This is a genomic window from Baekduia alba, from assembly GCF_028416635.1.
Taxonomy (GTDB): domain Bacteria; phylum Actinomycetota; class Thermoleophilia; order Solirubrobacterales; family Solirubrobacteraceae; genus Baekduia; species Baekduia alba.
In genome coordinates this window covers 1,037,924-1,060,675 of sequence record NZ_CP114013.1, presented here as the reverse complement: position 1 = coordinate 1,060,675, position 22,752 = coordinate 1,037,924, and the positions used below count along the sequence as shown (strand labels likewise).

The following is a 22,752-nucleotide window of genomic DNA, read 5'->3' as shown; positions in this document are numbered from 1 at the left end:
CGAGCATACCCGCCCTTCCCCACAAATCAGTCGGCGTGTTGCAGGGCCGCGTCCAGGACCTCGCGGATCTCGCTGACCCAGACGAAGCGCAGCCGCTTGCGGAGGTGCTCCGGGATGTCCTCGACGTCGGGCTCGTTGAGCGCCGGCGCGATGACGGTCTTGACGTCGTTGCGCTGCGCCGCGAGCGCCTTCTCCTTCAGCCCGCCGATCGGCAGCACCTGGCCCGTCAGCGTGATCTCGCCGGTCATCGCGACGTCCTCGCGCACGCAGCGCCCGGCGATCAGCGAGGCGAGCGCGGTCGCCATCGTGATGCCCGCGCTCGGCCCGTCCTTCGGCGTCGCGCCGGCGGGCACGTGGACGTGCACGTCATGGTCGGCGAACCACGCGTCCTCGAGCAGCGGCGCGATCTCGTGCGTGTGCGCCTTGACCCACGTCAGCGCGGCCTGCGCCGACTCCTTCATGACGTCCCCGAGCTGGCCGGTGAGCAGCAGCTTGCCGCTGCCCGGCGTGGCGGAGGCCTCGATGAACAGCACGTCGCCGCCGACCGGCGTCCAGGCCAGGCCGGTCGCGACGCCGGGCGCCGCCGTGCGCCGGCGCGCCTCGGAGTGGACGCGCGCGCGGCCGAGCATCGCGCGGACGTCGTCCGGCGCGATCGTCCGCCGCGTGGGCTTCGTCGATCCATCGGCCTCGGCGATGTCGCGCGCGACCTTGCGGCACAGCGTCCCGATGGTCCGCTCCAGCTGGCGCACGCCGGCCTCGCGCGTGTAGTCGGCGATCACGCGCCGCAGCGCCCTGTCGCCGATCGCCAGCCACGACTTCTTCAGCCCGTTGCGCTCGATCTGGCGCGGCACGAGGTAGCGCTTGGCGATCTGCAGCTTCTCGTCCTCGGTGTAGCCGGCGAGCTGGATGACCTCCATGCGGTCCCGCAGCGGCCCTGGGATCCGGTCGACGTCGTTGGCCGTGCAGATGAACATGACCTTGGACAGGTCGAACGGCACGTCGAGGTAGTGGTCGCGGAACGTCGCGTTCTGCTCGGGGTCCAAGACCTCCAACATCGCGCTGGACGGGTCGCCGCGGAAGTCCGCGCCCATCTTGTCGATCTCGTCGATCATGAACAGCGGGTTGTCGGAGCCGGCGTCGCGCAGCGCGCGGACGATCGTGCCGGGCATCGCGCCGATGTAGGTCCGGCGGTGGCCGCGGATCTCGGCCTCGTCGCGGACGCCGCCGGCGCTGATGCGCTCGAAACCGCGGCCCAGCGCGCGGGCGATCGAGCGGCCGAGCGACGTCTTGCCGACGCCGGGCGGGCCGGCGAAGCAGAGGATCGAGCCGCGAGGGGTGGGCGGGCCCGATTCCCGCATGGCCCAGAGCTTGCGGACGGCCAGGAACTCCAGGATGCGGTCCTTGACCTGCTCGATGTCGTAGTGGTCGGCGTCGAGCACCTCGCGGGCGTGGCGGAGGTCGAGGTCGTCCTGGGTCGACGTGCCCCACGGCAGCGACGCGATCCACTCCAGCCAGCCCCGGATCACGCCGTGCTCGGCGGCCTGCGGCGGGAGCTGCTCCAGGCGGCGCAGCTCGCGGTCGACCTGCTTGCGCACGTCCTCGGGCAGGGCGATGGCGTCGAGCTGCTCGCGCAGCTCGCGGGCCTCCTCGGCGCTCTCGTCGAACTCGCCGAGCTCTTCCTGGATCGCCTTGAGCTGCTGGCGCAGGACGTACTCGCGCTGGCCCTTGTCGATCTCGGACTGGACCTGGGACTGGATCTCGGACCCGATCGAGATGACCTCGAGCTCGCGCGCGAGCGCCTCGGCGAGGCGGCGCAGGCGGCGCCCGACGTCGACCTCCTCCAGCAGCGCCTGCTTCTCCTCCAGCGGCAGGCGCAGCGAGCCGGCGATCAGGTGGCTGAGCGTGCTCGGCTCGTCCACGTTGGCGACCGCGAGCTGCAGCTCCTCGGGCAGGTACGGGACCTGCTCGACGATCTGGCTGAACGTCTCCTGGACGTTGCGGGTCAGGGCGGTCAGCTCGGTCGACTCGACGAGGACGTCGGGCAGCTCCTCGACCTCGGCCTTGAGGTACGGCGTGTCGCCGAGCCACTTGGCGATCCGGACGCGCTGCCCGCCCTGGACGAGGATCCGCAGCGTCCCGTCGGGGATCTTGAGCATCCGCGCGACCGACCCGACGACGCCGACCTGGTAGAGGTCGTCCGGGCCCGGCGTCTCGAGCTCGGGATTCGTGGACGCGACCATGATGAGCATGCGGTCGCCCGCCAGCACGTCGTTGACGAGCTGGATCGAGCGCTCCTGGCCGATGGCCAGCGGCGTCAGCGTCTCCGGCAGCGGGACGCTCTCGCGCAGCGGCAGGACCGGCAGCGTCGTGGGCAGGTGGTTGCGCGCCCCCACCTCCACCGCCCGGCCGGCTCCTTCGGCGCTGATCTCGATCACCGGGCCGACGATACGCCACCACTCGACCTCGACCAGTCCTGGACTGGCGCCGGAGCCCTACCGGCGGGTAGGATCGCCGCGCGAGCTGGGAGGCCCGTCGCGACCCCGCACCTCATACGTGCGGCTAGGAGAAGGCGAGCTATGTCCCGAGTTCGTTGTGCGTTGGTGGGTGTGGTCGCGGCGTGCGCGACCGCGCTGCCCGGCGTCGTCGTCCCGTCCGCGCTCGCGGACGACCCACCGCCGGACCTGTCGGCGTCGACGTTCCACTGCCACCCCGAGAACGCGGTGCCGCCGCTGCTCGGGTCGACGCGGCCGGGCGACGTCGTCGTGTGCCAGCTCGTCGTCGGCCTGGCGGGATCGAGCAACGCCTACCACGTGACCGCGGACATCGCGATCCCGGACGGGACGTCGTGGGCGCCGCTGCCCAACGCCCAGGGCATCCCGGTCCCGGCCGACGCGCCGACGCACTTGCACTTCGACGAGACCAAGTTGGGGCTGTTGAACCCGGGCATCCCGAAGCCCGCGTCGATCCGGCTGCTGATCGACGCCGCCGCGCTGCCGGGCACGCCGATCGTGCCGGTCGCGACGGTGCGCGACCCGCTGGCGCAGACGTTCACGGTGGCCGCCGACCAGCTGGCGGTCATGCCCCAGCCGGCCGACCTCGAGCCCTCGACGACGACGTGCGCCAACGCCGATCCGACGCGAACCGAGGTCCGGGCGGGCGACACCGTCGTCTGCTCGTTCCTGCTGGCCAACAAGCCCAACCGCGAGAACGCGACCGACGTTTCGCTGACGGTCGGCCTCCCGGGCGGCACGGCGTGGACGGCCGGCGGCAACGAGAGCTTCCACTTCGGCAAGAACCTCAACTGGCTGCCGAGCGTGCTGCCGGGCGGCGTCCCGTCGGGCGGCGTGGCGGACCCGGCGCTGACGACGCACCTCCAGATCGACCCGGCGGTGCTGGGCGGGACCATCATCTACGTCAACGGCACGGTCAACTGGACCAACGCGTCGAGCGGCGTGGCCGGCGGGCTCGGGCTCGGCTCGCGCGCGATCGTCATCACCCCCGGACCCGCGGTGGTGACCGCGAGCACGCTCGTGTGCGCCGACGACGACGGCCCGCCGCTGCTGGCCCAGGACATCGTCAACTGCACGGCGACGCTGCGCGCGGCGGCCGGGCACGAGGCGGTCGCCGACGCCGCGGGCAGCGCGGCGCTGCCCGGGCTGACGGTCCCGGTCACGAGCGTCGACGGGACCGGGCGGATCCCGTTCGTCGAGCTGGCCGGGACCGTCACGGCGGGCAGCGAGAAGGCCGCGCGCTACCGGTTCCGCGTGGCGCCGGGCGCGGTCCAGGGCAACGTGATCGTCCCGACCGCGGTCGTGTCCGGGCGCAGCGTGCCGAGCGGCGGCGCGGTCCGTCAGGAGCTGGTGGCGACGCCGCTGGTCGTCGGGGTGCGGGGCGCCGCGACGGTGGCGCCGGCCGTGCGGCCGTCGGGCGCGGCCGTGGTGGCCGCGGCGGGCGCCAAGCCCGCGGCGCGCGGACCGGTGATCTGCGCGTCCCGGCGCGTGGTGACCGTCAACGTCCGGCCGCCGAAGGGCCGGCACTGGAAGGGCGTGACGTTCGCGTTCGCCAAGAAGGCGGTCAAGGGCAAGAAGGCGACCGGCACGCTGGGCAAGAAGGGGTACTACCGCGCGCGGCTGGTGTTCCAGGGCCTGCCGAAGGGCCCGCTGACGGTCGCGGTCACCGGCACGACGACCAGGGGCAAGAAGGTGAAGTCCTCGCGGACCTACAACCTCTGCGCGCCGAAGAAGACGTAGGGGTCGCCCCGCGCGCGGCTCGGCCTCAGGCCGAGAGGTCGTCGTCGATCGGGACTTCGATCGGGACGCGGCGGGCGCGCGGCTCGGGGCGCACGAGCGGCAGCTCGACACGCAGGATCCCGTCGCGGTAGGTCGCGCGAGCCTGCTCGGCGACGACGTCGGCGCCCAGCGGGATCACGCGCCGGAACGGGCCGAAGTCGATCTCGAGCTGCTGGTAGACCCGGCCCTCGGCGTCGGCCGGCCGGCGGTGGCCGGCGATGACCAGCTCGCGGCCTTCGATCTCCAGGCCGATCTCGTCCGGGTCGATCCCGGCCAGCTCGGCGTGCACGACCGCGCGCGGCGGGTCGCCCTCGTAGAAGACGTCGACCGCCGGGCTGAAGCCGCCGCGGTGGCGCGGGCCGAGCACCCCGCCGCCGAAGACGTCCCCGAACAGCTCGTCCATCTCTCGGCGCATGCGCTCGAAGTTGGCGAAGAGGTCGCGCTCGGGAGGCACGCGAACGAATGTACCGCCCTGCGCTCAGACCTCGTACACGGCGCCCTCGCGGGCGACCGACACGGGCCCGGCGAAGGCGCGCTCGGCCTCACGGCGCGCCCACAGCTCGTCCATCTCGTCGGAGAAGTGCGTGATGACGAGGCGGCCGACCTTGGCGCGGCTGCCGTGTTCGCCGGCCTCGGCGGGCGTGAGGTGGCCGCGCACGCCGTCGCGCTCCGGCCGCGGCAGCGTCGCCTCGATCATCAGCAGGTCGGCCCCGGCGGCGAAGGCGACGAGCTCGTCGGTCGGCGCGGTGTCGGCGCCGTAGGTGAAGCGTCCGGAGCCGTTGACGGTGGAGGCGATGTCGACCGCGCACGTCGGCAGCCAGTGCGGGACCTCGTGGAAGCGGAGGTTCAGCGGGCCGACGCTCAGCGCCTCGCCGGGCGCGTACTCGTGGATGTCGAACGCGTTGTCGATCAGGTCCTCGGCGCCCCACGCGCCGACGACCCGCCGGAACGTCTGGCGCGCGCCGCGCGGCGCGAACAGCTTCGGCTTGGCCGGCGCCCGCGTGCCCGGCCAGCGGTCGACCGGGACCGGCTGCTGGCGCGGCGCGTAGGTCAAGGCATAGGCGTACGGGACGAGGTCCAGGAAGTGGTCGGCGTGCAGGTGCGAGATCACGACCGCATCGACCGCCACGTAGTCGCGGTAGCGGCGCAGCTTCGAGAACACGCCGTTGCCGCAGTCCAGCAGCAGGAACGTCCCGTCCTCCTCGACGAGGTACCCGCTGCATGCCCCTCCGGCGTCCTGCCAGGAGGGCGATTTGCCCAAGACGGTGATGCGCATCCTTGACCCCCTCTCTCCTCCGTGCGAGAGAGTATTCCGTCGGAGCCCTTCGAGCGCTAAGCCACCGCTGTCAGCGCGCGGCCCGACGGCAGCGCGCGGCCCGCGGCGCGGAGTGCGTCGATGACGTGGTCGACGAGCGGGTCGGCCTCGCCGACGCGGACGGCGGCCTGGATGCGGCGGGCCGGCGGCTGGCCGCGGAGCGGGATCACCGAGACGTCGGAGCGCAGGTTGGAGGTCGCGAGGCTCGGCAGCAGTGCGACGCCTACGCCGGCGGCCGCCATCCCCTGCAGCGCCGGGTAGTCGTCGAAGGCGAGGCGCACGTCGGGCTCGAAGCCGGCGTCGCGGCAGGCGCGCAGGACGATGTTGGAGTCCGGGCAGGTGCCGCCGACGTCGGGCATCAGCCAGCCCTCCTCGGACAGCTCCTCGAGGCCGATCGAGGGGCGGCCCGCCATCGGGTGGTCGCTGCCCATCACCACGAACAAAGGGTCGTCGCAGAGGTGGACGTGCTCGACGCCGGGACGGACGCCCATCGGCAGCAGCTCGGAGTCGATGATCGTCGCGACGTCGAGGCGGTCGGCGAGCAGCGCGTCGATGCTCTCCTCGGGCTCGAGCACCTTGATCTCCAGCCGGAGGTCGGGCCGGCGCGCGCGCAGGTCGCGCGTCGCACCCGGCAGCAGGCCGCCGGCGAGCGTGGCGAACGCCCCGATCCGGACGGTCGGGCGGCCGGCGCCCGCGGCCTCGCGGACGTCGTCCTCGGCACGGCGGGCCGCGTCGAGCAGCGAGGCGGCGCGCGTGAGCAGCAGCTCGCCCGCGGGCGTGAGGTGCACGCCGCGCGCGTCGCGCTCCAGCAGGCGGACGCCGACGGCCGCCTCCAGCCGCGACACGTGCTGGGACACGGCCGGCTGCGTGTAGCCGAGGATCGTCGCGGCCTCGCTGAAGGAGTGGCGCAGCGCGACTTCGCGGAAGGTCGTCAGGAGCTTCAGATCGAGCATCACGAACCATGATGCCAGCTAGGTCAAGTCATCATTGGACATGATCCTTGGCGCGGCTCATCATGGTGTCCATGACCTCCTCCTCCGCCGCCCAGCCCATCACGATCCGGCGTGCGACGCCGGCGGACCTGCGGGACCTGGACCGCCTCGCACGGCTCGACAGCCAGCGGCTCACGCCCGGCCCGCACCTCGTCGCCCTCGCCGACGAGCGCATCATCGCCGCCGTCGACCTCCACGACGGCCGCTGGATCGCCGACCCGTTCGCGCTCACCGACAACGTCGTCGAGCTGCTCCAGGAGCGCGCCGGCCACATCACCGCGCCGGCGCCCCACCGCGGCGGCGTGACGACGCTTCAGCTGCTGCGGGGGATGTTCCCCGCGGCGCCGCGCCGCGCCTAGAACTCCGTGATCACCGTCCGCACGCCTTCGTGGCGATCCATCGCCGCGAAGGCGTCGTTGACGCCGTCGAGCGCGATGCGGTCGGTCACGAAGGCCTCGAGGTCGAGGTCGCCCTTCAGGTACAGGTCGACCAGCTGCGGCACGCGGTCGCGCCCCTTGGCGCCGCCGAACGACGCGCCCGCGACCCGCCGGCCCGTGATCAGGTAGCGCGGCACGACCTCCAGGACCTCGCCCCTGCCGGCGACGCCGGCGACGGTCGCCAGGCCCCAGCCCATGCGCGCGGCCTCGACCGCCTGGCGCATGACCTTCACGCTGCCGGTCGCCTCGAAGGTGTAGTCGGCGCCGAAGCCGTCGGTCATGTCGAGGATCTTCTGGACGGCGTCCTCGCCGCCGATGAACGTGTCCGTCGCGCCGTGCGCGCGCGCCTGCGCCAGCCGGCCCTCGTCGAGGTCGATGCAGACGATCCGCTCGGCGCCGGCCAGCCGCGCGCCCGCGACCGCGCCCAGACCGACGAGGCCCGCGCCGAAGACGACCGCCGTCGACCCCTCCTCCACCTTCGCGACGTACAGCGCCGCGCCGATCCCGGTCGTCGCGCCGCACGCGAGCGTCGCGACGACGTCCAGCGGCGCCTCCGGGTCGATCTTCGCCAGCGCGATGGACGGCATCACCGTCGCCTCGGCGAACGTCGAGGTCCCCATGAAGTGGCGGATGCGCTCTTCGCCGCGGTGCAGGCGCGTCGTGCCGTCGGGCAGGTGGCCGAGGTTCTGCTGCTCGCGGATCGCCAGGCAGAGGTTCGTCTTGTCGCTGCGGCAGTGGAGGCACTCGCGGCACTGCGGCGAGAACAGCGTGACGACGTGGTCGCCCACCGCGAGGTCGGTCACGCCCTCGCCGAGGGCCTCGACGACGCCCGCGCCCTCGTGGCCGAGGACCGCCGGCGCGTACCCGGACGGGTCGGCGCCCGAGGCGGTGTACATGTCGGTGTGGCAGACGCCGCAGGCGTGGAGGCGGACCAGCACCTCGCCGGGGCCGGGCCCGTCCAGGTCGACCTCCTGGACGACGAGCGGCTTCGCGAACTCCTCGAGGACGGCGGCGCGGATCTTCATGCCCGCAGCCTAAGACCCGCGCGCGGTCACCCGTGCAGCGCCGCCTGCTCCTGGGCGTTGGGGAACGCCCAGGCGGCGGTCGTGCGGCCCTGCTGGGGGAAGTTGAAGCGCAACTGGCGCGGCGGCCGCAGCCCCTCCGGATGGTCGGGCCGGAACGTCGAGCACGGCTCGTCGTCGGCCAGCGCGCAGAGCATGTTGCAGCGGAAGTAGCAGTCCTCGCAGCTCGGCTTCTTGCTTCTCGCGCGCGCCTTCGACATCCGTGTTGCGATCTCCTTCTGCTCGACCAGCTCGTTCACCACGGCGGCCATAGAACCACGTCCGGACGGACCGCCGCAATGCCGCTTCCCGCAAATCGCACACATCCAGGGCGGACGGCATCGCGCCCATCCCGCAAATGCCGCAGAAAGGCCCGAAATCCCTGCTAAGAGCGGGAATCGAGCACCGTTTCGCGGTGTTTGCGGGGAGGATGGGAGAAACGCCGGCGTGCCCGACCACGACCTGCTATCGAAGTCCTACATGTTGGACCCGGGCCCGGATCGGGCACGATGGCGGACTCGATGGCTCGCGTCCTCGTCACCGGCGCCAGCGGCTATGTCGGCGCCGCGCTCCTCCCCCGCCTGCGGGCGGCCGGCCACGACGTGCGCGCGTTCGCCCGCTCGCCGGAGCGCGTGGCGGCCGCGGGCGTCGACCTGGCCGGGCTGGAGCTCGTCACCGGCGACGCGGTCAGCGGCGCCGGCCTGGATGCCGCGCTGGACGGCGTGGACGTCGCGTACTTCCTGATCCACTCGATGGAGACCGGCGCGCCCGGGGGCGCCGACGACGGCTTCGCCTCCCGCGACCGCCGCGCCGCCGAGGCCTTCGCCGACGCCTGCGGCCGCGCCGGCGTGCGGCGCGTCGTCTACCTCGGCGGCCTCGTCCCGGACGCCTACGCCGCGTCGGCCCACCTCGCGTCGCGCCTGGAGGTCGAGGAGGCGCTGCTGCACGCCGCGCCCGAAGCGCTGGCGCTGCGCGCCTCGATCGTCGTCGGGGCGCGGTCGCGCTCCTTCCGCTTCCTGGTCCGCCTGGTCGAGCGCGTCCCGGTCATGCCGCTGCCGTCCTGGCGCGACAACCGCACGCAGCCGATCGACGGCCGCGACGTCCTGGCCTACCTGCTCGCGGGCGCCACGTCGGACGCGGTCGACGGCCCGCTCTCGCTCGACATCGCCGGCCCGGACGTCGTGACCTACGGCGAGCTCGTCACGCGCATCCGCGACGCCCTGCTGGTCGGCCGGGCGCCGATCCGCCTCGGCTTCAGCCTCACGCCTGTCGCCAGCCGCGTCGCGGCGGCGATCGCCGGCGAGGACCACGCGCTGATCGGCCCGCTGATGGAGGGCCTGTCCGGCGACCTCCTGCCCCGCGACACGCGCGCACCCGATCTCCTCGGCGTGCGCCTCCACCGCCTCGACGCCGCGATCGAGCGCGCGCTGCGCGAGTGGGAGACGGTCGAGGAGCTGCGGGCGCGGTGAGCCGCGATCCGTCTAGGCTGATGCGTCCGTGAGCGAGGTCTCGACGAGCATCGACATCGACGCGCCCGTCGAAGAGGTGTGGCGCATCGTCATGGATCCGACCCAGTTGGAAGCGTGGGTCACGATCCACCGGCGCCTGATCTCCTACGACGACGACGAGATGGAGCAGGTGCTGTGCCTGCGCGGCGCCAACTTCAAGGTGAAGTGGCACCTCGCCAAGTCCAAGGCGCCCAAGCACGCCATGTGGCAGGGTCGCGGCCCTGCCCGGTCACACGCCGAGACCGAATATCGGTTGAGTGACAACGGCCAGGGCGGCACGCGCTTCGACTACCGCAACGAGTTCAAGGCACCGCTCGGCCCGCTCGGGGCGATCGCCAGCCACGCGATCGTCGGCGGGCTCCCGGCCAAGGAGGCCGACGCCTCGCTGCGCAAGTTGAAGGCGTTGGCCGAGCGCGCGCGCTGACGGCGCGCGCACGACCTACAAGATCGCCTGGACGCCGCCGGCTCCGACGCGCGCCTCGCGCACCGCGACCGCGTCATCCTCCAGCGCCTGGACCGCCACGCGCAGCGCGCGACGGCGGTCGCGCAACACGGCGTCGACGATCTCGACGGCCAGCGCCGCGGCCGTCACCGGCCCGGCGCCCGCGACGTCGGCGCCGAGGATCCGCCCGCGCGGCAGGTGCGTCTCGGCCAGCAGCCGCTCCACGTCGCCGACCGGATCGACCGACGCCACGACGACCACCGCGCCCGCGCAGCGCGCCGCGATCTCGGCGCCCGTCTCGCCCTCCACCGCGTCGACGACCACGAGGTCGGCGCCCGCGGCGTCGGCCCACCCCGCGCCCGTCCGGACGCGCGGCTCGAAGCCCTGCGCCCGCGCCGCGCCGGCGAGGTCGTCGGCCAGCGCGGCGTCGCCGCCGAGCAGCGTCAGCGCCGTCAGGTCCAGCTGGGCCACCAGCAGCGCCGCGATCTCACCCGTCCGCGTCACGGCCGTGCACGTCACCTTGCGCCGCATTTGACTCCCACCGTCGAGGGTGTGTCACACTGTTTTACTAATAGTAACTCTCTCACGAGGACTTACCCATGGCAGATTTCCTGGACGAGAAGCGGCGCGAGATGCAGGAGCGTCTCAAGGAGCTCCGTCCACTGGTGGACGAGTTCCATCGCCTGGAGGCGGCGATCGCCGCGCTGGACGGCGTCGGCACGACGCCCGCCCCCGGCGTGGCCACGCGCCGTCGCGGCAGCGGTGGCGGTGGCGGTGGCGGTGGCGCGTCACCGGCCGGCGGCCCCGGCTCGGGCAACGGGCGGCGCGGTCGCCCCCGCGGGTCGGGCACCCGCGGCAAGCAGGCGCTGGAGCTGGTCACGACCAACCCCGGCATCACGATCCCGGAGATCGCCGAGCAGATGGGCATCCAGCAGAACTACCTCTATCGGGTGCTCCCCGGCCTCCAGAAGGAGGGGCTGATCCGCAAGGAGGGCCGGGGCTGGCACCCGATGGAGGGCTAGAGCTCGCCCAGGGGGCTCGCCTAGCCATGCGGGTGTTCGCCCAGAGGGCGAAACCCGCGGCGTCCATGGAGGGCTAGAGCTCGCCCAGGGGGCTCGCCTGGCGATGCGGGTGTTCGCCCAGAGGGCGAAACCCGCGGCGTTCATGTCTAGATCAGCCCCAATTCCTTCACGGCGTCGCGCTCGCCCTTGAGCTCGTTCACGGTGATGTCGATCTTGGACTGGGCGAAGTCGCCGACCTCGAGGCCCTCGACGACCTCGTAGGAGCCGTCGCCGGTCACCTTGACCGGGAACGAGGAGATCAGGCCCTCGTCGACGCCGTACTGGCCCTTCGACGGGACGGCCATCGAGACGTAGCCGTCGGCGCCGAGCACCCAGTCGTGGACGTGGTCGATGGCCGCGTTCGCGGCGCTCGCGGCGCTCGACGCGCCACGGGCCTCGATGATCGCGGCGCCGCGCTTGCCGACGTTCGGCAGGTACTCGTTCTCGTACCAGGCCAGGTCGTCGACGACGTCGACGGCCTTCTGGCCCTTGACCGTCGCGTTGAAGAGGTCGGGGAACATCGTCGGCGAGTGGTTGCCCCAGATGACGAGGTTCTCGATGTCGGTCAGCGCCACGCCGAGCTTGGCCGCGAGCTGGCCGTAGGCGCGGTTCTGGTCCAGGCGCGTCATCGCGGTGAAGCGCTCGTTCGGGACGTCCGGCGCGTTGCTCATCGCGATCAGCGCGTTGGTGTTGGCCGGGTTGCCGACCACGAGGACCTTGATGTCGTCCGCGGCGTGGTCGTTGATGGCCTTGCCCTGCGGCTTGAAGATGGCGCCGTTGGCCTCGAGCAGGTCGGCGCGCTCCATCCCGGCGGTGCGCGGGCGGGCGCCCACGAGCAGGCCGACGTTGGCGCCGTCGAACGCCTCGTTGGGGTCGGCGGTGATGTCGATGGCCTCCAGCAGCGGGAAGGCGCAGTCGACGAGCTCCATGGCGGTGCCCTCCGCGGCCTTCAGCGCGGGCTCGATCTCCAGGAGGCGGAGCCGGACCTTCTCGTCCGGCCCGAGCAGCTGACCCGACGCGATGCGGAACAGGAGGGCGTATCCGATGGCGCCGGCTGCACCGGTCACCGTGACAGTCTTGGGCATGTCCCAAAACCTATCGGTGCCGGTGCCGCCGCCGCCTCGCGGCCGGGATCAGGCGATCGCGGCCAGCAGCGCGTTGAGCGTCGCGCTCGGGCGCATCGCCGCCGCGACGGCGTCCGGGTCGGGCCGGAAGTAGCCGCCGACGTCCACGGCCGCGCCCTGGGCGCCGTCGAGCTCTTCGACGATCGTGGCCTCGGCCTCGGTCAGCCCCTCGGCGACCGGGCCGAACTTCTCCGCCAGCTCGGCGTCCTCGGTCTGCGCCGCCAGCTCCCGCGCCCAGTACAGCGCGAGGTAGAAGTGGCTGCCGCGGTTGTCGAGCTCGCCGACCTTGCGCGACGGCGAGCGGCCCTCCTCCAGCACGCTGCCGGTCGCGCGGTCCAGCGTGTCGGCCAGCAGCTTGGCGCGAGCGTTGCCGGTCTTCTCGGCCAGCATCTCGAACGACACCGCGAGCGCCAGGAACTCTCCGAGCGAGTCCCAGCGGAGGTGGTTCTCCTTCAGGAACTGCTGGACGTGCTTGGGCGCCGACCCGCCCGCGCCGGTCTCGAACAGGCCGCCGCCGTTCATGAGCGGCACGATCGAGAGCATCTTCGCGCTCGTGCCCAGCTCGAGGATCGGGAACAGGTCGGTGAGGTAGTCGCGCAGGACGTTGCCCGTGACCGAGATGGTGTCCTCGCCGCGGCGGGCCCGCTCCAGGGTGAACCGCGCGGCCTCCTCCACCGGCAGGATCTCGATCTGCAGGCCGTCGGTGTCGAGCGCGTCCAGCGCGGGCTTGACCTTCTCGAGGATCTCGGCGTCGTGGGCGCGGGTCTCGTCGAGCCAGAAGACGGCGGGCGCGCCGGTTGCGCGAGCGCGGCCGATGGCGAGCCCGATCCAGTCCTGGATCGCGGCGTCCTTGGTCTGGCAGGCGCGCCAGATGTCGCCGGCCTCGACGTCGTGCTCGAGCAAGGTGGTGTCGTTGCCGTCCACGACGCGGACCAGGCCGGCGGTCGCGATCTCGAACGTCTTGTCGTGCGAGCCGTACTCCTCGGCCTTCTGCGCCATCAGCCCGACGTTCGGCGTCGTGCCCATGGTCGACGGGTCGAAGGCGCCGTGCTCCCGGCAGTGGTCGACCGCCGCGGCGTAGAGCGCGGCGTAGCTGGAGTCCGGGATCACGCACTTGGTGTCCTGCTGGGCGCCCCCGGCGTCCCAGCCCTGGCCGGAGGCGCGGATCAGCGCGGGCATCGAGGCGTCGATGATCACGTCGCTGGGGACGTGCAGGTTGGTGATGCCGCGGTCCGAGTCCACCATGTACAGGTCGGGGCCCGCGGCGATCGCGGCGTCGACCTTGTCCTGGACCTCGGGGTGGGCCTTGAGCAGGCTCGCGAGGCCGTCGTTGGGGCGGACGTCGCCGAGGCCGGCGAAGACGTCGTCGCCGACGAACGCCCGGACGGCGTGGCCGAAGATGATGGGGTCGGAGACCTTCATCATGGTGGCCTTGAGGTGCACCGAGAACAGGACGCCCTGCTCCTTGGCCTCGGCGATCTGCTCCTTGAAGAACTGCAACAGCGCGGCGCGGCGCATGACCGAGGCGTCGATGATCTCGCCGGCCAGCAGCGGCGTGGACGCCTTCAGGACGGTCACGGTGCCGTCGGCCGCGACGTGCTCGATCCGGACGTCGGTCGCCTCGGCGACGGTCGTCGAGCGCTCGGTGGAGCGGAAGTCGCCGTCGCTCATCGTCGAGACGTGCGTCTTGGAGTCCGTCGACCACGCGCCCATCGAGTGCGGGTGCTTGCGCGCGAACGCCTTGACCGAGGCGGGCGCGCGGCGGTCGGAGTTGCCCTCGCGCAGGACCGGGTTGACCGCGCTGCCCTTGACGGAGTCGTACCGGGCGCGGACGTCGCGCTCCTCGTCGGTCGACGGGTCCTCCGGGTAGTCCGGGATCGCGTAGCCCTGCTCCTGCAGCTCGGCGACCGCGGCCTTCAGCTGCGGCACTGAGGCGCTGATGTTGGGCAGCTTGATGATGTTGGCCTCGGGCGTCTTGGCCAGCTCGCCGAGCTCGGCGAGCGCGTCGGCGACCTGCTGCTCGGGCGCGAGGCGTTCGGGGAAGTGCGCCAGGATCCGGCCCGAGAGGGAGATGTCGCGGAGCTCGAGCTCGACGCCGGCCGTGGCGGCGAACGCCTCGACGATCGGCAGCAGCGACCTCGTCGCGAGCGCGGGCGCCTCGTCGGTGTGGGTGTAGATGATCTTCATGTCGATCCTGGGGTTCGCAGTCGTGAGGGCGGCGAACGGTAGCTGCGACGCCTAGGCGAGCGCGTGCAGGTCCGCGCCGGCGACGGCCTGCGCGACGAGCTGGGCGATCGTCGTCGCCGCGAGCTCGGCGGAGATCGCCTGCTGCGCGCGCGCGGATCGACGTCGACCAGGAGGGCCTGGATCGACTGGCCGACCGGGGCAGTCCGGATGGGTGCCGCGCAGGCCGAGGATCTCCTGGTCCTCCCCGTGGACCACGCGCCAGACGTCGGCGAGCGTGGTCGTCGCCGGGTCGGCGGTGAGCTGCCAGCCGCCGCCGACGCCCGGCTTCGAGGTGACCAGCCCGGCGGCGCGCAGGCCGCCCAGCACGCGCCGGACGTGGACCGGGTTGGACCTGGCGCTGCCGGCCATCTCCTCGGAGCTGAGCTGGGCCGGTGCGGAAGGCGGCGACCCACCGGCGACCGCTGGCTTGACGCTGTGTCAGGATGCGCGCCGATGCCTTCGCCCGCCGCCCGTTCCGTGCCCAGCGCGCTCGTCGTCTCCGGCCTCCTCGAGGTCGCGGCGGGGGCGCTGGCGGGGTGGCCGTACACGCTGGTCCGGCAGGATCCGGAGGCGGCACGGAAGGTCGGGATCAAGTCCGGCGCCCGGATCCGGCAGTGGCACCTGGACCTCGCGATGCTCGGCGGGCTCACCGTCGCGATCGGAACCGCGGTGCCGGAGGCGCCGAAGTGGGCGTCGGTCCCCCTCGGCGTCGGCGCGTGGACCAACGCGATGTCCTTCCTCCCGCTGGCCTTCGCGCCGGAGGTCGACAAGCACCCCGTCTACCGCGGCCTGGCCGGCGCGTCCTTCGTCGCGACCTCGGCGGGCTTCGTCGGAATGGCGGTGACCGGCCTCCGCCGTCGCCGCGCGGCCGCGCGCTAGTGGCGTGAAGCAGAAGTTCGGCCGCAGCATCCGGGATGCTCGGCCCCGTCTGACGGTCGTCGACGACCGCAGGTGAACCCCGGTTCATCGAGGATCGGCGGCGGACGTCAGGCGGCGGCGGGCGCCCGGAGACTGCCGTCGAACTTCTGCTTCACGACACTAGAGCGCGCCGACCAGCGACAGCACGCCGGCGATCAGCGCACCGACCACGCTGAGGAGCACGCCGGCGACCGCGCAGTTGAGCACCAGGCCCGACCCGCCGCTCCTCGGCCGGCCGACCGTCGGCCCCGACGACAACGCGCGCACGAACGATCCGGCGCGCTGCGAGACGCTCGGCCCGGTGTCCCAACGGCGGACGTCCAGATCCATGCCGCAGATCGCGCAGCCCGCCGCGAACGGCGTCACCCGCTCCGCGCACTTCGGACACCGGCTCCGATCCTGCTTGCGCCTCATCCCGCCTTGTCCACTGAGTCACCCTGCGCGTTCATGCGATCGCGCAGGAAAGCAGACCGAGCGCCGCCCCGCCAGTCTCAAAGACCACGGCCTGGACGATCGTCTGGGTGCTGGCGACCCGGCCGGGTCTGCTCCGCGCCACCGGACTCGGGCCCTCCCCGTGCGTGCGGCCAGCGGCGGGCACGACAGCCGCGGGCGGATGGCCGCGGCCGGAGCAGTTGCGTCAAGCACTGAACCATGGTTCACTTCTTCCCGGATGCCGTATCGCCCCACCGAGCGGACAGAGGCCAAGCGTGCCGCGACGCGTGAGCGGATCGTGCGGGCCGCGCTGGAGCTCGTCGCTCGCGGTGGCTATCGCGAGGCGCAGGTGGCCGCGGTCGCCCAGCGCGCCGATGTCGCGACCGGCACGGTCTACCGGCACTTCCCGTCCAAGGCCGATCTGCTGACCGAGGTCTTCCGGGTCGCCTCGCAGCATGAGGTCGATGCGGTCGCGCAAGCAGCCCGCGGCGCGACTGCGCAGGACCGCATCGCCGCCGCCGTCGAGACCTTCGCGCGCCGCGCGCTGCAGGGCCGGCGGCTGGCGTGGGCCCTGCTGGCCGAGCCCGTGGACCCGGCCGTCGAGGCCGAGCGCCTGCAGTTCCGCCGCGCCTACGCCGACGTCTTCGCGCGCACGATCGCGCTGGGCGTCCAAGATCATCAACTGCCCGAGCAGGACCCGCACTTCACCGCGACCGCGCTCGTCGGCGCGATCGGCGAAGCGCTGGTCGGTCCGCTCTCCCCCACCCACGCGGCGACGGACGCGGACGTCCTCGTCGCCCATCTGACCACCTTCTGCCTGCGAGCCACGACATGAGCATCACCACCAAGAACGACAACTACGTCACACACGAGGTCCGCAACCAGGTCCCGCCGCTGACCGGCCGCAACCTGTTCCTGGACAACGCGCCTCTTGTTGAGGGCCTTGCTCGTGAGGGCGGGGCCTGGGCGCACGACCGCGCGGTCGAGGTCGGGAAGTTCTGGGGCGGCGAGCCGTTGCAGTGGGGCTTCGACGCCAACGAGAACCCGCCGGTCCTCCAGACGCACGACCGCTACGGCAACCGCCTGGACGCCGTGACCTTCCACCCCGCCTGGCACCAGTTGATGGCGCGCGGCGTCCACGACGAGATGCACGCGCTGCCGTGGAACGACCCGCAGCCCGGCGCGCAGGTCGCCCGCGCGGCGATCTACATGTCGGGCACGCAGGCCGAGGCCGGCTTCGGCTGTCCGATCACGATGACCTTCGCGGCCGTGCCCGCCCTCCGCGCCACGCCGTCCATCGCCGACGAATGGGTCCCGCGCCTCACCGCCCGCGGCTACGACGGCGCGCTCAAGCCCGCCTCCGAGAAGCCCGGCGCGATCTGCGGCATGGCGATGACCGAGAAGCAGGGCGGCTCCGACGTCCGCGCCAACAGCACCACCGCGACGCCGATCGACGGCGGCGGCGAGGGCGCCGAGTACCTGCTCGTCGGCCACAAGTGGTTCTGCTCGGCGCCGATGAGCGACCTCTTCCTCGTCCTGGCCCAGACCGACGAGGGCCTGTCCTGCTTCGCCGTCCCGCGCTTCCTGCCCGACGGCGCCAAGAACACGGGCTTCCAGCTCCAGCGCCTCAAGGACAAGTTGGGGAACAAGTCCAACGCGTCGTCCGAGGTCGAGCTCAAGGGCGCCTGGGGCCAGATGCTCGGCGAGCCCGGCGGCGGCGTCCCGACGATCATCGAGATGGTCGGCCACACCCGGCTGGACTGCGTGATGGGCGGCGCCGGCGGGATGCGCGCGGCGGTCGCGACCGCGACCTGGCACGCGATGCACCGCGCCGCCTTCGGCAAGCCGCTCATCGACCAGCCGCTGATGCGCAACGTCCTCGCCGACCTGATGGTCGAGGCCGAGGCGGCGACCGCGCTCACGCTGCGCCTCTGCCGCGCCTACGACGAGGCCGCCGCCGGCGACGAGCGCGCCGACCACTTCAAGCGCCTGGCGACCGCGGTCGCCAAGTACCACGTGTGCAAGCGCGTCCCCAACCACGCGTTCGAGGCGCTGGAGTGCCTCGGCGGCAACGGCTACGTCGAGGCGTCGGGCATGCCGCGCCTGTACCGCGAGGCGCCGCTGTGCTCGATCTGGGAGGGCTCGGGCAACGTCATGGCCTTGGACGTCCTCCGCGCGCTGGCCCGCACGCCGGAGGCGCTCGACGTCTTCCTCGAGGAGCTGGACGCCGCGACCGGCAGCGACACGCGCTACGACGCCTACGTGCAGACCGTGCGCTCCGAGTTCTCCCGCCCCGCCGAGCTGGAGCACCGCGCGCGGCTCGTCGTCGAGCGCATGGCCGTCGCGCTCCAGGCCTCGCAGCTGCTGCGCCACGCGCCGACGCCGGTCGCCGACGCGTTCGTCGCCACCCGCCTGGGCGGCGACGGCGGGATGCACTACGGGACGCTGCCTCCGGGCACCGACGTCACGGCGATCATCGAGCGCCACGCGCCGGTGGCCGCATGAGCGCCGCCCAGCGGTTCCGCGCCGGCGTCGAGGCCGCCGACATCGAGGCCGCGCTCGCGACGCTGGCCGACGACATCGTGTTCCACAGCCCCGCGGTCTTCAAGGAGTACCGCGGGAAGGAGACCGTCTCCGCCCTCTTGCGCCTGGTCTTCGAGACGTTCGAGGACTTCCGCTACACCGACGAGCTGGCCGGCGACGGCGCCGATCCCGTCCACGCGCTGATCTTCCGCGCGCGGGTCGGCGAGCGCGAGCTCGAGGGGCTGGACCTGATGCGCATCGGCGCGGACGGCCTGATCGCCGACTTCACCGTGATGATCCGACCGCTCTCGGGCCTGATCGCCCTCGCGCAGGCGCTGGGTCCGAAGGTCCAAGCGGCCGGCCTGACCGCCGGCTAGCGAGTTCCGGCCTGACGGCCGCGGCGCCGATCGCGCTAGGTCGCCGGGCTCTCCTGCCCGGCGGCCTCCCGCGGCATCGGCTCGGCCGGCTGGCCGATCATCGACGACAACAACGCCAGCGCCTGGGCCGACTTCGACCCCGGCTCGGTGTGGTAGATCACCAGCAGCTGCCCGTCGGCGCCGTTGATGGCGAACGACTCGTAGCGCAGCTCGATCGGGCCGACGAGCGGGTGGTGGAAGCGCTTGTCGCCGTCGGCCTTGTCGCGCACGTCGTGGCGCGCCCAGAGCTTGCGGAACAGGTCGGACTTCAACGACAGCTCGCCCACGAGGTCGGTCAGCTGCGGGTCGTCGAGGTCGGGCCCGACCGACGCGCGCAGCGAGGCGACGATCTCGACGGCGATCTTGTCGAAGTCGGGGTACAGCTCGCGCGCGGCGTCGTCGTCCAGGAAGAACGACCGCACCATGTTGCTTCCCGGACCGCACGCCGGGTTCAGGGCGACGGCCAGCGCGTTGGACGCCAGGACGTCCATCCGGCGGCCGGTGATGAAGGCCGGCGTGTGCGGCCAGGCGTCCAGCATCCGCAGCAGCCCGGGGCGCACCCGCTCGACGCGCGCCGGTGAGCGGCGGCGCCGGCGCGGGGTCGGCCGGGCCAGCTCGTGCAGGTGGGCGGCGGCGTCGTCGTCGAGCTGCAGCGCGCGGCCCAGCGCCTCGACCACCTGCTCGGACGGATGCTGGTCGCGCCCCTGCTCGAGGCGGACGTAGTAGTCGGCCGAGACGCCGGCGAGCATCGCCAGCTCCTCGCGGCGCAGGCCGGGCACGCGCCGGCGGGTGGGCGGGGACAGGCTCTGAAGGCCTACATCTTCCGGGCGGACCTGCTCGCGCCGGGCGCGGAGGAAGGAGCCGATGAGGTTGTCGCCGGAGCCACTGCTGCTGCTGCCTGCCATGGCTCGAAGGTACCCATCGCGAAACCCGCGTGGGTGGCCCTGGCACTCCCAGGGTCGCGACTCCCGGGGTCGCGGGGGCTCTGGCTAGGACGCACGCGCTGGGTCAGGTTGTACGACATGAGCTCCACCGAAGCCTTCTCCACCACCCGCGCCGACGACAAGCCCCTCACCGGCCGCGTCGCCGTCGTGACCGGCGCCACCAGCGGCATCGGCGCCGCCACCGCGCAGAGCCTCGTCGCCGCCGGCGCCGCCGTCGCCGTCGTCGGCCGCCGCGCCGAGCGCCTCGACGAGCTCGCCGTGCTCCTCGACGACGACGGCGTCGTCCCCGTCGCCGCCGACGTGTCCGACCCCGACGCGCTCACCGGCGTCGCCGAGGTCGTCCGGGCCAAGCTCGGCCGCGTCGACCTCGTCGTCGCCAACGCCGGCCAGATGCTCGGCGCGCCCTGGGAGGACGCCGACGTCGCCGAGTGGGACCGCATGATCGACGTCAACGTCCGCGGCCTGCTGCGCACCGGCCGCGTGTTCGCCGACGACCTGCTCGCCGCCGCGGCCGAGGGCCTGCCCGCCGACCTCGTGCACGTCGGGTCGGTCGGCGGCCACCTCACGTTCCCCAACTACGGCGTCTACGCCGCGACCAAGGCCGCCGTCGCGCACCTCACGCGCAACCTGCGCGCCGAGCTCGGCCCGCGCGGCGTGCGCGTGAAGGCCGTCGAGCCGGGGCTGGTCGCGACCGAGCTCGGCGACGACATGGCCCACGACACCGGCCGCGAGATGCTGGCCGGCCTGCACGCCCAGATCGCCGCGCTGGAGCCGGGCGACATCGCCGACGCGATCGCCTACGCGGTCGCCGCGCCGCCGCGCGTGAACATCGCCGAGCTCATCGTCGTCCCGACCGCCCAGGGCTGAGCGCCGGCCGCCCGCCCCTCGATCTCGCCGACCGCGGCGGCGATCGGGGGCAGGGCGGCGATCTCGTCGGCGATGCGCCGGGCCGCCGCGGCATGGCGGTCGTCGTCGAGCAGCGCCTTGACCAGCGCGCCGAGCGCGGGCGCCTGGCCGGGCCCGCCCTCCAGCGCCAGGCCGGCGCCGAGCCGCGCGACCAGCCTGGCGTTCAGCGGCTGGTCGGCCGAGATCGCCAGCAGCGCCATGGGGACGCCGGCCGCCAGCGCGGCGAGCGTCGTCCCGGCGCCGCCGTGGGTGACGAACGCGGCGGCGTGCGGCAGGACATCGGCCATCGGGATCCACCGCTCCGCGCGCACGTTGGCCGGCAGCGGGCCGAGCGTCGCGGGGTCGGCGTGGCGGCCGACGGTGACCAGGACGCGGATCGGCAGGTCCGCCACCGCGTCGATCGCCGCGCGGTACAGGCTCGGGAAGTGGCCGTCGGTCGGGACCATCGTGCCGAAGCTGATCGGGACCAGCGGCGCGTCGGGGTCCGGCCAGGCGTAGTGGTCGAACGAGGACTCCAGCCCCGGCGCCAGCGCCGCGCCGACGTGCTCGTCGCGGTAGCGGTGCACGTGGGCCGGCGGCGGGCCTTGGTATGCGTCGAGCGCGGCCGGGACCTGCGTGAGCACCGGCGTCTGCGCGGCGCGCAGCGCGCCCGGGTCCGGGGTCAGGCCGGCCTCGGCCCGGACCTCGTCGAGGGCCTCCGTCGTCATGCTCAGCCACCACTCCTCGTACGGCGTGGCGAGCGCGACGCCGACCCGCAGCGTCGGCACGCCGAGCGCGTCGCCGGCGATCAGCGCCGACGCCTCCGCCGTCTCGTGCAGGATCGCGTCGGGGCGCCAGTCCTCGACGAGCGCGAGCGTGCCCGGCAGCGCCGCCCGGGCGTAGGTCCGGACGAACAGGTCGGACATCGCGGTCTTGACGCGCGCCATCCCCTGGCGCGCGGCGACGAGGCGGCGGACCGCGGCGAGGCGCTCCTCGTCGGGCCAGGGCAGCCGCTGGTAGGTCAGGCCCTCGCGGGCCGCGACCTCGGCGATCGGGTGCGGGCCGGCGAGCAGGACGTCGTGGCCGGCGTCGCGGCAGGCACGGGCGAAGGGCATGAGCGGCATGGCGTGGCCCATGCCGTGGGTGGAGGTGAGGAGGAGGCGCATGCGAAGCGGTTGTACGGACCGCACGCCACGCGCGACATCGGGGAGACCCCTGAAGCTCGGCTCGGTCAGCCGAGCGTTGCTGAGCTTGGCCCTCGAGGGCCGCTCCGGGCCCGACGCTCAGCCCAGCTGCTCGAGGGCGCCGCGGAACGCCATGACCTCGCGCTCCACCACGAGCTCGTCGCCGCGCATCTGGCGCAGCTTGGCGATCGTCTCGGCCAGCCCGCGGGCGCGCGACTCGATCGCGCGCAGCAGCTCCGGGTCGTCGAGATCCTCCGGCACGACCTCGCCCAGCGCGCGCAGGTGATCGTCGAGCCAGAGCTCGCGCTCCAGCTCGCGACGCTGCGTCCAGGTGAGGCGATCGCCGGTGTCCATCGCTCTTCTAATTGTAGTCGGCCAGTTGCGCATTTCTTGGTGACGCTCGTCACCCTTGCAGCGCGGCTTGCAGGCGCCGCTCGTACTCGGCGCGCGTGATCTCGACCGCGCCGAGGCGCAGCGTGTGCGGCGTCGAGGTCTGGATGTCGCACAGCGTCGCCCCCGCGGCGGCGAGCGCGTCGACCGTGCGCGAGACCAGGACGTTGCCCGCGTGCGGGACGCGGTGCCACATCGACTCGAGCATCGCGGCGCGGCCGAGCGTGACGGCGATCAGGCCGGCCGCCAGCGTGTCGCCGCCCACCCAGATCTCGAACGTGTGCGCGTGGCCGGCGGCGTGCAGAACGCGGTAGAGCGCGTGCATCCGGGGCGTCAGCCACACGCCGTCGCCGGCGCCGCGCGGCCGCCCGCAGTGCTCGACGACCGTGTCGAACGCGGTCGAGACGCGCAGCTCCCAGTCGTCGCGCACGGCGATCGAGCGGCGGACGCGGCGGCGCAGCTTGGCCCGGGACTCGGGGTCCAGCGGCAGGACGGTGCGGGGGTCGGCGACCCACCACGGCAGCTCCTCGAAGCCGTCGTCGTCCATCGGGAACAGGCCCTGCGCGTAAAGACCGAGGATGGCGCGGTGATCCACGCGTAACAAT

The 22,752-nt window shown here is 73.2% G+C and carries 24 protein-coding genes and 1 pseudogene; 10 read left to right on the top strand and 15 right to left on the bottom strand.

Annotated elements, in window-relative coordinates; translation table 11 throughout:
* Positions 1-26: 26 nt before the first annotated feature.
* On the bottom strand, positions 27-2,435 hold the full coding sequence (gene lon / locus DSM104299_RS05275; protein WP_272476241.1) for an endopeptidase La: 2,409 nt from the start codon (positions 2,433-2,435) through the stop codon (positions 27-29).
* A 165-nt stretch (positions 2,436-2,600) separates the two neighbouring features.
* Between lon and DSM104299_RS05270 the strand changes: the two genes are divergently transcribed.
* Entirely contained in the window at positions 2,601-4,250 is a 1,650-nt protein-coding gene (locus DSM104299_RS05270) for a hypothetical protein (protein WP_272476240.1), read from the top strand.
* 25 nt (positions 4,251-4,275) lie between these two features.
* Here the strand turns inward: DSM104299_RS05270 and DSM104299_RS05265 are convergent, their stop codons facing one another.
* Genes DSM104299_RS05265 through DSM104299_RS05255 form a run of 3 tightly spaced genes read right to left on the bottom strand, consistent with a single transcriptional unit; the run spans position 4,276 to position 6,557 of the window.
* Positions 4,276-4,743, bottom strand: a complete 468-nt coding sequence (locus tag DSM104299_RS05265) for an Hsp20/alpha crystallin family protein (RefSeq protein ID WP_272476239.1) — start codon at positions 4,741-4,743, stop codon at positions 4,276-4,278.
* Between the two features lie 24 nt (positions 4,744-4,767).
* The gene (locus DSM104299_RS05260; protein ID WP_272476238.1) at positions 4,768-5,565 is read right to left on the bottom strand and encodes an MBL fold metallo-hydrolase; all 798 of its coding nucleotides are present in this window, start codon (positions 5,563-5,565) and stop codon (positions 4,768-4,770) included.
* Positions 5,566-5,621: 56 nt separating this feature from the next.
* On the bottom strand, positions 5,622-6,557 hold the full coding sequence (locus DSM104299_RS05255; RefSeq protein WP_272476237.1) for a LysR family transcriptional regulator: 936 nt from the start codon (positions 6,555-6,557) through the stop codon (positions 5,622-5,624).
* A 71-nt stretch (positions 6,558-6,628) separates the two neighbouring features.
* Between DSM104299_RS05255 and DSM104299_RS05250 the strand changes: the two genes are divergently transcribed.
* Positions 6,629-6,955, top strand: a complete 327-nt coding sequence (locus tag DSM104299_RS05250) for a hypothetical protein (protein ID WP_272476236.1) — start codon at positions 6,629-6,631, stop codon at positions 6,953-6,955.
* On the opposite strand, the gene DSM104299_RS05245 is transcribed toward DSM104299_RS05250, so the two are convergent.
* Positions 6,952-8,058: an alcohol dehydrogenase catalytic domain-containing protein gene (locus DSM104299_RS05245; RefSeq protein WP_272476235.1), complete on the bottom strand. Its 1,107-nt coding sequence runs from the start codon at positions 8,056-8,058 to the stop codon at positions 6,952-6,954. The two genes, DSM104299_RS05250 and DSM104299_RS05245, sit on opposite strands and share 4 nt — an antisense overlap.
* Positions 8,059-8,084: 26 nt before the next feature.
* Positions 8,085-8,366: a hypothetical protein gene (locus DSM104299_RS05240; RefSeq protein WP_272476234.1), complete on the bottom strand. Its 282-nt coding sequence runs from the start codon at positions 8,364-8,366 to the stop codon at positions 8,085-8,087.
* A 249-nt stretch (positions 8,367-8,615) separates the two neighbouring features.
* Between DSM104299_RS05240 and DSM104299_RS05235 the strand changes: the two genes are divergently transcribed.
* On the top strand, positions 8,616-9,563 hold the full coding sequence (locus tag DSM104299_RS05235; RefSeq protein ID WP_272476233.1) for an NAD(P)H-binding protein: 948 nt from the start codon (positions 8,616-8,618) through the stop codon (positions 9,561-9,563).
* Between the two features lie 28 nt (positions 9,564-9,591).
* A complete protein-coding gene (locus tag DSM104299_RS05230; RefSeq protein WP_272476232.1) occupies positions 9,592-10,026 on the top strand; it encodes an SRPBCC family protein in 435 nt (144 codons plus the stop codon).
* A gap of 15 nt (positions 10,027-10,041) precedes the next feature.
* Here the strand turns inward: DSM104299_RS05230 and DSM104299_RS05225 are convergent, their stop codons facing one another.
* Complete coding sequence (locus DSM104299_RS05225; RefSeq protein WP_272476231.1) at positions 10,042-10,575, bottom strand: hypothetical protein; 534 nt, start codon at positions 10,573-10,575, stop codon at positions 10,042-10,044.
* Between the two features lie 68 nt (positions 10,576-10,643).
* On the opposite strand from DSM104299_RS05225, the gene DSM104299_RS05220 reads away from it, so the two are divergent.
* Positions 10,644-11,066 (top strand): helix-turn-helix domain-containing protein, encoded by a 423-nt coding sequence (locus tag DSM104299_RS05220; RefSeq protein ID WP_272476230.1) that lies wholly within the window; start codon positions 10,644-10,646, stop codon positions 11,064-11,066.
* A gap of 146 nt (positions 11,067-11,212) precedes the next feature.
* Here the strand turns inward: DSM104299_RS05220 and DSM104299_RS05215 are convergent, their stop codons facing one another.
* The 3 genes and pseudogenes from DSM104299_RS05215 to DSM104299_RS05205 all read right to left on the bottom strand — a co-directional run.
* Complete coding sequence (locus DSM104299_RS05215) at positions 11,213-12,190, bottom strand: malate dehydrogenase (RefSeq protein WP_272476229.1); 978 nt, start codon at positions 12,188-12,190, stop codon at positions 11,213-11,215.
* Between the two features lie 48 nt (positions 12,191-12,238).
* Positions 12,239-14,416, bottom strand: a complete 2,178-nt coding sequence (locus DSM104299_RS05210; RefSeq protein ID WP_272476228.1) for an NADP-dependent isocitrate dehydrogenase — start codon at positions 14,414-14,416, stop codon at positions 12,239-12,241.
* A gap of 51 nt (positions 14,417-14,467) precedes the next feature.
* Positions 14,468-14,830: pseudogene (locus DSM104299_RS05205) on the bottom strand (RrF2 family transcriptional regulator); the annotation flags it as partial.
* A gap of 78 nt (positions 14,831-14,908) precedes the next feature.
* On the opposite strand from DSM104299_RS05205, the gene DSM104299_RS05200 reads away from it, so the two are divergent.
* Positions 14,909-15,334 (top strand): hypothetical protein, encoded by a 426-nt coding sequence (locus tag DSM104299_RS05200; protein WP_272476227.1) that lies wholly within the window; start codon positions 14,909-14,911, stop codon positions 15,332-15,334.
* A 159-nt stretch (positions 15,335-15,493) separates the two neighbouring features.
* On the opposite strand, the gene DSM104299_RS05195 is transcribed toward DSM104299_RS05200, so the two are convergent.
* On the bottom strand, positions 15,494-15,703 hold the full coding sequence (locus tag DSM104299_RS05195; protein WP_272476226.1) for a hypothetical protein: 210 nt from the start codon (positions 15,701-15,703) through the stop codon (positions 15,494-15,496).
* Between the two features lie 340 nt (positions 15,704-16,043).
* Here DSM104299_RS05195 and DSM104299_RS05190 point away from each other — a divergent pair, with 340 nt between their 5' ends.
* The 3 genes from DSM104299_RS05190 to DSM104299_RS05180 are packed head-to-tail and all read left to right on the top strand — an operon-like array spanning position 16,044 to position 18,705.
* Positions 16,044-16,640 carry a TetR/AcrR family transcriptional regulator gene (locus tag DSM104299_RS05190; RefSeq protein WP_272476225.1) on the top strand — a complete coding sequence of 199 codons (597 nt, stop codon included), beginning with the start codon at positions 16,044-16,046 and terminating at the stop codon, positions 16,638-16,640.
* The gene (locus tag DSM104299_RS05185; RefSeq protein ID WP_272476224.1) at positions 16,637-18,310 is read left to right on the top strand and encodes an acyl-CoA dehydrogenase family protein; all 1,674 of its coding nucleotides are present in this window, start codon (positions 16,637-16,639) and stop codon (positions 18,308-18,310) included. Before DSM104299_RS05190 ends, DSM104299_RS05185 begins: the two co-directional genes overlap by 4 nt.
* A complete protein-coding gene (locus DSM104299_RS05180; RefSeq protein WP_272476223.1) occupies positions 18,307-18,705 on the top strand; it encodes a nuclear transport factor 2 family protein in 399 nt (132 codons plus the stop codon). The genes DSM104299_RS05185 and DSM104299_RS05180 overlap by 4 nt, the downstream gene beginning before the upstream one ends.
* A gap of 35 nt (positions 18,706-18,740) precedes the next feature.
* On the opposite strand, the gene DSM104299_RS05175 is transcribed toward DSM104299_RS05180, so the two are convergent.
* Positions 18,741-19,649, bottom strand: a complete 909-nt coding sequence (locus DSM104299_RS05175; protein WP_272476222.1) for a helix-turn-helix transcriptional regulator — start codon at positions 19,647-19,649, stop codon at positions 18,741-18,743.
* 117 nt (positions 19,650-19,766) lie between these two features.
* Between DSM104299_RS05175 and DSM104299_RS05170 the strand changes: the two genes are divergently transcribed.
* Positions 19,767-20,555: an SDR family oxidoreductase gene (locus tag DSM104299_RS05170; RefSeq protein ID WP_272476221.1), complete on the top strand. Its 789-nt coding sequence runs from the start codon at positions 19,767-19,769 to the stop codon at positions 20,553-20,555.
* Here DSM104299_RS05170 and DSM104299_RS05165 read toward each other — a convergent pair.
* The 3 genes from DSM104299_RS05165 to DSM104299_RS05155 all read right to left on the bottom strand — a co-directional run bounded on the left by DSM104299_RS05165 (position 20,486) and on the right by DSM104299_RS05155 (position 22,742).
* Entirely contained in the window at positions 20,486-21,739 is a 1,254-nt protein-coding gene (locus tag DSM104299_RS05165) for a glycosyltransferase (RefSeq protein ID WP_272476220.1), read from the bottom strand. The two genes, DSM104299_RS05170 and DSM104299_RS05165, sit on opposite strands and share 70 nt — an antisense overlap.
* 117 nt (positions 21,740-21,856) lie before the next feature.
* Positions 21,857-22,111, bottom strand: a complete 255-nt coding sequence (locus DSM104299_RS05160) for a hypothetical protein (RefSeq protein WP_272476219.1) — start codon at positions 22,109-22,111, stop codon at positions 21,857-21,859.
* A 49-nt stretch (positions 22,112-22,160) separates the two neighbouring features.
* Positions 22,161-22,742, bottom strand: a complete 582-nt coding sequence (locus DSM104299_RS05155; protein ID WP_272476218.1) for a leucyl/phenylalanyl-tRNA--protein transferase — start codon at positions 22,740-22,742, stop codon at positions 22,161-22,163.
* Positions 22,743-22,752 lie beyond the last annotated feature (10 nt).